A 7,517-nucleotide genomic window follows, 5' to 3' on the forward strand; every position below is an offset into this window, starting at 1 on the left:
TTTCTCACGCGGCAAGGCGTTCCAGATGATTCCTGTCCTCAGGACGTACACTATTGCGGAGAAAAAGAGTCGGTTCGAATACTTCGGCTTTCGGCCGCCGCCCGGCTTACGAGTATATTCTTTTCCGGCTTCTCGCAGATCTGTGGGGATCAACGGTTCAACGATCGCCCAGAATGCATCCGAAATTTCCCAGGTTTTGATGCGTGCCATTTCTCCCCCCGTTGCTTGGTTTCAACGGATATTAGCTGGAGGTGGGAAAATTGCGAGCAAATTATTTGTGGATAATCACTAAGCCCTTCCTGATCTTCGTCTGCCATCGGTTGGGGAATGGTCCGAGGCATCTCAGGAGTTCAACAAGCGTGTAACCGGGTCCGGCCGTTGGCCGGTCCCCGCCGGCGGCGTCAAGGGAATTCGAGTGCTTGATTGTCTGCGAAGCACCTTCGCTTGAAATCTGAGAATTTTTCTGGCGGCTCTCCTCTATTTCCACCTTTACTTACCCCGTTGACCTTCCATGGTTTGCACAGTTTGCATCCAGCTCTTCTGTTTCTTGGTCTGCCGCGTTTATGATGTGGCATATCGTCCCGATTTTATCAAAGTTATTCTTTGGGCATCTCGACAGTTAGGCTCGTTGAGCGAAGCGCGACTTGGGGAAGATCACGTACCGCGAGCGTGGCATCAACAAGAGTGTCCCTTTCGGATGCCGTGAGTGTTCTCAAATCGCCGTCATTGAAATAGACCAGCGCCTTGAGGCTTTCGCTTGGTTGAAAGACTGGACCAAACAGCAGACGAGCCGAGGCCAGTCCGCGCGACAAGTCCACGCCGGCATTGAGCATTGCCACGACATCACGATAATCCTTAACCTCGGCCCGCTGCTGAAGGATGACCTTGACCTTCGTTGCCATCAAATCGTTGAAAGAGGCGACCAGCAACACGCCGTCATCTGTGAGGTCCGGTTCCTCGACTCTCCCGAAAGTGATCGCCCCAAAGAAAGACACTTTGATGTGTTCCCTCTCGGAATTTCCATAGGGGACACGCACAGTCCATGTATTGCTTTGATCCTGAAGGGTTGTGGATTGGGCGATAAATGGGAAAGCCTTCGTGATAACTTCCCGGTCGAGCGGTTTTTCCGAGAAGAAATCAAAATCGACTGAAGCGCGGTGTCCAAGCCTGAGCGCAATGGCGGTGCCGCCGTATAGCGTGAAACCGAGATTGGGCGCGTTCCGAAGCTCCGGCCAAAGTCGTTGCTGCGCGGGTGGCAGTATGTGCATGTGAGGGCTGAACCGGCCAGTCATTGGAATCTCCGCATAGGCAGGGGGGGCACCTTATCCACTTTGGCCAGGCCAAGGCGGTAGTGCCAATATGTCCAGGAACGTTCATTGAACCACCCGGCTTCGGCGTGCGTAAGGACTTCACGCAGCACGTCATCGCCGACCAGGTGGGCCAGCGCCTGGACATCGAAGTAGTCGCCTATATCCATCACCTGCGCGATGACCCGCGCGGGGAAAGCGACAGCTTCATCAGGCGCTTTCCACCAAATGTATTTGGCGAATGGCTTCAAGGCTTCAGGAGCGATTTGGTGCGCATGTTTGGCCATAGCTTCACCGTTATTACTTATTTTACCACAATTTTTCAAACCTGGCCGGGTTGGCCGCCGTGTAGATGACGGTATGCTGGATGTTGCGATGCCCCAGATCAACCTGGTGTTCCGCGCCTTGGTCAGAGCACAATAGAAGATTCTGGCGATACCTTCCCGGCCTTTCAGCCGCATCTCCAGCAGTCCGCCACCCATGGCTCTGGTGTGCGGCATTCCGAGATCTGGCCCATGCATTTCCATCCTGTCTGCCAGATGGAAATACCGTGCTCTAAGGGTCAACGGCAGGGCCGCAATCTCAGCCATTACAAAGGTTAGACGGCTTCGAGTACACGCATTTCAATGTGAAGCCCGGCAGTCGTCGCCATGTTCACCAGCGTATCCAAGCCGAACAGGTTGATCTTGCCACGCATCAAATCGGAGACGCGAGGCTGAGTAACACCAAAAAGCTTGGCGGCCTGCGCTTGGCTCAGGTTCGTGCGAGTGATGTAGTCCTTTAACGCCGCCATCAATACGGAACGCAGTTTCATGTTTTCCGCTTCTTCCGGGGTATCCTCGATAGCATCCCATACGCTAGCAAATCGTTGGCTGCTCATTTTTCTAACTCCTTTAACAGGTCACGGTAACGCTTCGCGGCCAAGTCCAGATCGGTTTTGCTGGTCTTTTCTGTCTTTTTCTGGAAGCAGTGAAGCACATAAACGGCATCAGAGAACTTAGCAACGTAGATGACCCGGAAAGCACCAGTTGCATCCCGAATCCGAATTTCTTTCACGCCCTGGCCCACGGTGGTCATGGGTTTCCAGTCGGCAGGTTCTTGGCCGTTCTGAACTTGATCAAGCTGGTAGCCCGCTTCACGCCTAGCCGCGAGCGGAAAGGCGCGAAGGTCGTCAAGGGAACTCCCTCGGAACTCGATTGGCTTTGAGTTGATCATAAATCAAATATACATAATTTTGTATATTCTGGCAAGCTGGTAAAGTCATTTTCCCGATGGCAATCCAGCCGTTACGCCGTACAAATAATCAGAACAGATGACGGAATAACCATGCAAGATGAAAAGATCACTCCGATCTTGTTGATGTCTGCCAAAAGCTCCCGGTCCGTTGATTCGGATTCGGCTTGTAGGAATCGTCGAGATCAGAAGCTGGTGAATCGTTTGCAGGTGGCGAGGATGCAGGAAGTTCCTTGCCTTTGCCATGTTGGTTTTTTTTCCGAACATGGCCATAAAATGTGCGATAGCTCATGGTGATTTTTCCTGCTTCAACCAGGGCTTCATAGGCCAAAACGAAATTGTATCCAGCCGCGAGCAGCCTTTCCACCTCTTCCTCTACGGCAAAAAATTCGACCCGCGCAGTGCCCTTCCTCAATCGTTTTTTTTCCATCCTTACGCACCTCCCATCATGCGAATTCACGTCACATCGCAAAATATTATAAAATTCATTGCAACACCAAGCTACATGAAAGACACACAGCGCCTGATAATGTAGCAAATAGCGTGTAATCTCGCAAACTGATTTCGCGAATCATTTTGCTTTGTTTTTTATTATCACTCTATTGTTTGTCTTGATCATTCGAATTTTTCATCTGTATAATATATATTATAGCGTGTATACTGCATCAACTTTTGATTGTAGGAAAAGGCAGGATAGGTAAAGTGGGCCTACCGGCTCCCCTTTCCATCCTGCCCTTCGGGGACGGCTTATTCGCCTTCGGCTCAACGCAAACAGCATCCACCGGAACGGTGCCCAAATGCCCAGCAAGTTGAAAGCCGTGAAAACCTACCTGACCCAGGGGGAATACGACCAAGTGGTCGCTTCGGCCGCTCAGGCCGGGGTGTCGGTTTCAACGTTTATCAAACGGGTTTGCACGGGGCAGGCGATCCGCAGCACGGTGGATCAGCAAGCCGTGCTCGCACTGCTCAAGGCAAATGCCGACCTCGGCCGCTTGGGCGGGCTATTCAAAATGGCGTTGTCGGATGGGCTGGGGAACGCCGGGGAACTGCGGCCGATCTTGCGCGAGATCGAGCAGAGCCAAAAACAAGTGGCTCGCCAGGTCGGCAAGGTGGCGGAGGAGTTTTCAAGTAGGAACAGGAGGGACGGGGAATGATAGATTTTTTTTCGAGCCTGAGCCTGCCGGCGCTGGAGCGGGTAGCCAAGACTCTCTGCGACACCCACAGCTGGCCACTATGGGGAAAGCTCCTTTGGGTATGCTTTCTTGCCGTTGTCGCCCTGGCGGTTATCGGCCTGGCTATAAGGTGGATTACCATCGCTTTTTTCTTTGTCCTGGTAATGATTCAGTTGGCAATAGAGGCGACTATCAAGGGCATCTGCCGGTTGATTTGGTGGCCGGTAAAGAAGACGGGCCATTTGGTGGCAAGGGGCGGCAAGGCGATACTGAGGATAAGCAGATGATCGCCAAGCGGATCGACGCCAAGCCTGGAAACGATAATATCCAGGCTTTGGGCAACTACATCGCTGACGCGAGCCACGAAGGAGAAAAAATTCTCTTCGCGTGGCATGCCGGCTGCGCGGCGGAAACCTACAAACTGGCGCTTATCGAAATCGCCGCGACGCAAGCGCTGAACACCCGGTCGACGAAGAGCAAAACTTATCACCTGATGGTGAGCTTCCGGCCGGAGGACGAACCGAAACTCACCCCCGACGTGATCCACGACATTGAAACCCATTTTGCGGCAGCCCTTGGGTACGAGGGCCATCAACGGCTCTGTGGCGTCCATAAAAACACCAACCACCTGCACCTGCATGTTGCCTATAACATGATCAATCCGGATCGATTCACCCGACACGAACCGTTTCGGGATTTCCACCGGCTGGCCGAAGTGTGCCGGACGATGGAAGAAAAATACGACCTGGCCGTGGACAATGGGATTGACCGCGAGCCTCGGCCGCAGATCGACCAGCGGGCCGCCGCCATGGAGGCCCACGCCGGCGTGCAATCGTTCCAGTCCTACGCCCTGGAGCGCAAGGCGGAGCTGCTGCAAGCCCTGGAGGGCGCAGCGACATGGGCAGACGTGCACACCATCTTTGGCCGGTATGGCATGGAAATCAAACCGCAGGGCAATGGCTTGGCCGTGGTCCGGACCGGCGGCAAGGAGGGTATCAAGGCAAGTGCCTTGGATAGGAGTTTGACCAAGACCCGCCTGGTCACCCGGTTGGGCGACTATGAAAAACCGGCGATTTCGCCGGTGGCCAAAGAGCACTACGACCGCCGGCCGCTGCATCCGCGATCAGCGGAACGGGATGCGCTTTATGTCGATTTCAAGGGCATAATCGACCAGCGTGAACAGCAATTGAAAGCCGCCAGGCAGCATACCCTGGAGATGCAGGCCACCGCGCAACGGTTCGCCGAGAAGCGGAAAGAACTGGAACAACGCATCCTGCCACGCCAGACCAAGACCAAAATCCGCCAGGCTTTGCGGCTGCAAGAGCGCGAAGCCTTGTTGTTGGCGCGAACGGCCGGGCAGACCGATGTGAAGCAGGTGCGTGAACAGTATCCGTTCCACAACTGGCATGGTTACCTCAAATGGCGGGCTGACCAGGGCAACGAAACCGCCCTGGCGGTGTTGCGATCCAGGCAGCAGCAAAAGCCGGAAGAACCGCAGTCGAAGGCTGACGCGGCCGCCCGGGCAAAAATCAAGCTAGCCGGCCTGGCGAAGGAGCGGCGGATTGCCGCAATGCCCCTCGGCTGGAAGCACAAGGCCGCCTTGACGGCCATCAACAGGATGGAGCAACTGGCGGCGATGGAGCAGGTGGGCGCGAACACCAGCCCCTTGTTCACCGGGGTACGGCACGACATCGACAACCGGGGCGTGGTCATCTTTACCCTGCCCAACGGTGGCACCATCCGGGATGCCGGCAAGAAATTGTATTTCTCGCAGGGGCAGGACCAGGCCGCACGAATTTATGCTAACGCAAAATTCGGCAAGCGAATTTCAGTAACCGGAAACACCATCGAAAGAGGGCCGAATGGACGACCAGCTCGACCAAACAACCCCATCTATAAGCAGTCCTACCTTGCTCACATTAAACAAATCTGTGCCAACGGTCTGCGCAAGGTGTCCGAACTCAATGTGGTTCGGTTCGGAAAAGGCAATAAAGTGCTTCTGCCGAGTGATGCACACCCTGACATGGAGCGGTGACGGCAAGGACATCATCACTCATTGCGACGGGATTTTTTTAGTTTCGGATGAAGAGGAAGCGTAAACACGGGGACACCGAAAGCGCTATTCGTGACGGTCACCACTTTAAAACCATAGAAGCCAAACGGCACACCGTTGCCGAGATGGTTGATCGGTACATCAGACATTTTGCCGGGCAAGAAAGATGTGCGTAACACCAGCCGTCAGTTGCTTTAATGGAAAGAGCGGCTTGACGCAAAGCTTCTTTCTGATGTTAACACCTCTTTGATCGTCTCCATCCGCGACCAACTTTTGAAAGAGCCTTACATTACCACCAAGGAAAGCCAGTGGTGAGATTGTTACTACTGAACGACGCCCTGCTGGGCCGGGGGACGCCGGTGCCCACCTGCACCAGCCGGTTGAGGTCGTCGTAGGCGTAGGTATAGTTGGCGATCACGCCGGAGATATTCTCGGCCAGGGTGTTCCGGTTGCCGAAACCATCGTAGCCGTAGGTATGCCGGCCTGAGTTTCAGTTATCATCTCCCCATGGAACTTTGACTGAAATATCTACAGTTTTCATGTTTGCCGATTTGGTAGAGCCTGTTCGACGAACAGAATCTAATCTACTGATACGAGGGTACAGTCTCGGAAACCACCTCTCAACCGCATTAATCGGAAAGGCGAGAGTGAGCGGAGCGCGGGAGCTGGCGGATTTGAGATAGCCCTTTTTAATAAGCTCAGAAACGACATTGCGAGCCATGCGCTCGCCATAGCCGGTGATCTCACCGGCTTTGCCGCGCGGCACCTCGCCTGCGAGCAAGGCCTCGCGTAGCAGTGAGAACGAACCTTTGGGCAATGTTCCGGCTTGCACCTCCTCCTCGATATGTAGGCGTATCCGGCGAAGCAGTTCGCTTGGTTCCAGCAGCGAGGCCATGAATTCAATCTGGTCGATGCACACGGTAAGGAAGAATGTGCAAAACGCATTCAAGGCTTGCGTTGAAAGAGTCCCTCTTCCATCCAGATCACCGCGCCGTGGAGCATCGGCGGCCATTAGCAGGGCCTTATAATCCTGAACATGGCGTGCCAGTCCCCGCGCCACGGACCAAAGGCTACTGCCAACCCCACAGCGCAGAAGCGATGCATGGGACATGAGCCGGGTCACGCGTCCGTTGCCATCATAGAAAGGATGTATCCAGAGTAGACGGTGATGCGCCGCGCCTAGGGCGATAATCTGGCGTACCCGAGAGAGCTTGTCCATGTTGTATGCTTCGGCAAACCGTTTCAAGAAACGCGGTAAGGCCTCGGAGTTTGGTGGGATATGCCTACCAACCTGTACCCATCCCTGCCGCAGTTCTCCTCCAACTACGCGCAGCTTCTCACCAGTATCCGGATTCTCGACCCAAAGAAATTCTTCCGGTAATCTATTGCAGAACTCTCGATGCAGCCAAGAGATATCCTGAATCAGTGACAGCCATGGCCGGATTTCCCTTTCATGGTTCTGTTAAGTCGTTTTTCAGGGAGTGACTTCTCCCCAAGTTGGCATAACCCGCACGCTACGGCGACATTGGCGTCTTGTTCCTTGAAAATTTCAGTAAATTTGCGATCAATGAGCGCACTTCTCCCCTGATTGCATCGATTGGGGTGTGCGCCTACGCTTAATGCGCGGACAGCAATCGGTTATACACCGCCGCGAAGGCCGGAAAAGCCGGGCAGTGACGGCTGAACCGCAGCCTGAAACGTCTGCCGGTGCTGATCAGTCTGGCGGCCAGATAGATCAACTCTTGGATCACG

The 7,517-nt window shown here is 54.3% G+C and carries 10 protein-coding genes and 2 pseudogenes; 3 read left to right on the forward strand and 9 right to left on the reverse strand.

Going from position 1 to position 7,517, the window contains the following annotated elements; genetic code table 11:
• The 7 genes and pseudogenes from Q362_RS0117050 to Q362_RS23890 all read right to left on the reverse strand — a co-directional run.
• A partial coding sequence (locus Q362_RS0117050) for a transposase (RefSeq protein WP_028319624.1) occupies positions 1-210 on the reverse strand: 210 nt, incomplete at its 3' end.
• A gap of 386 nt (positions 211-596) precedes the next feature.
• Positions 597-1,268 (reverse strand): nucleotidyl transferase AbiEii/AbiGii toxin family protein, encoded by a 672-nt coding sequence (locus Q362_RS0117055; protein ID WP_084312952.1) that lies wholly within the window; start codon positions 1,266-1,268, stop codon positions 597-599.
• A gap of 348 nt (positions 1,269-1,616) precedes the next feature.
• Positions 1,617-1,721, reverse strand: a pseudogene (locus Q362_RS24925) (DNA recombinase); the annotation flags it as partial.
• Between the two features lie 56 nt (positions 1,722-1,777).
• Positions 1,778-1,897 (reverse strand): annotated as a pseudogene (locus Q362_RS24930) (type II toxin-antitoxin system RelE/ParE family toxin); the annotation flags it as partial.
• An 8-nt stretch (positions 1,898-1,905) separates the two neighbouring features.
• Positions 1,906-2,187, reverse strand: coding sequence for a helix-turn-helix domain-containing protein (locus tag Q362_RS0117070; protein WP_028319626.1), 282 nt, complete (start codon positions 2,185-2,187; stop codon positions 1,906-1,908).
• Positions 2,184-2,522, reverse strand: a complete 339-nt coding sequence (locus Q362_RS0117075; protein WP_028319627.1) for a type II toxin-antitoxin system RelE/ParE family toxin — start codon at positions 2,520-2,522, stop codon at positions 2,184-2,186. The genes Q362_RS0117070 and Q362_RS0117075 overlap by 4 nt, the downstream gene beginning before the upstream one ends.
• A 127-nt stretch (positions 2,523-2,649) precedes the next feature.
• The gene (locus Q362_RS23890) at positions 2,650-2,970 is read right to left on the reverse strand and encodes a TraK family protein (protein WP_157470292.1); all 321 of its coding nucleotides are present in this window, start codon (positions 2,968-2,970) and stop codon (positions 2,650-2,652) included.
• 367 nt (positions 2,971-3,337) lie between these two features.
• On the opposite strand from Q362_RS23890, the gene Q362_RS23190 reads away from it, so the two are divergent.
• Genes Q362_RS23190 through traI form a run of 3 tightly spaced genes read left to right on the forward strand, consistent with a single transcriptional unit; the run spans position 3,338 to position 5,747 of the window.
• Positions 3,338-3,694, forward strand: a complete 357-nt coding sequence (locus tag Q362_RS23190) for a plasmid mobilization protein (protein WP_084312946.1) — start codon at positions 3,338-3,340, stop codon at positions 3,692-3,694.
• On the forward strand, positions 3,691-3,999 hold the full coding sequence (locus Q362_RS0117090; protein WP_028319629.1) for a hypothetical protein: 309 nt from the start codon (positions 3,691-3,693) through the stop codon (positions 3,997-3,999). Before Q362_RS23190 ends, Q362_RS0117090 begins: the two co-directional genes overlap by 4 nt.
• The gene (gene traI / locus Q362_RS23195; RefSeq protein ID WP_084312948.1) at positions 3,996-5,747 is read left to right on the forward strand and encodes a TraI/MobA(P) family conjugative relaxase; all 1,752 of its coding nucleotides are present in this window, start codon (positions 3,996-3,998) and stop codon (positions 5,745-5,747) included. Before Q362_RS0117090 ends, traI begins: the two co-directional genes overlap by 4 nt.
• Before the next feature lie 307 nt (positions 5,748-6,054).
• Here the strand turns inward: traI and Q362_RS24785 are convergent, their stop codons facing one another.
• Together Q362_RS24785 and Q362_RS21490 are read right to left on the reverse strand one after the other, a co-directional pair.
• Positions 6,055-6,183: a hypothetical protein gene (locus Q362_RS24785; RefSeq protein ID WP_281172909.1), complete on the reverse strand. Its 129-nt coding sequence runs from the start codon at positions 6,181-6,183 to the stop codon at positions 6,055-6,057.
• A gap of 72 nt (positions 6,184-6,255) precedes the next feature.
• Positions 6,256-7,209 carry a Fic family protein gene (locus Q362_RS21490; RefSeq protein WP_084312950.1) on the reverse strand — a complete coding sequence of 318 codons (954 nt, stop codon included), beginning with the start codon at positions 7,207-7,209 and terminating at the stop codon, positions 6,256-6,258.
• Positions 7,210-7,517 lie beyond the last annotated feature (308 nt).

Source organism: Desulfobulbus elongatus DSM 2908, from assembly GCF_000621145.1.
Lineage (GTDB): Bacteria > Desulfobacterota > Desulfobulbia > Desulfobulbales > Desulfobulbaceae > Desulfobulbus > Desulfobulbus elongatus.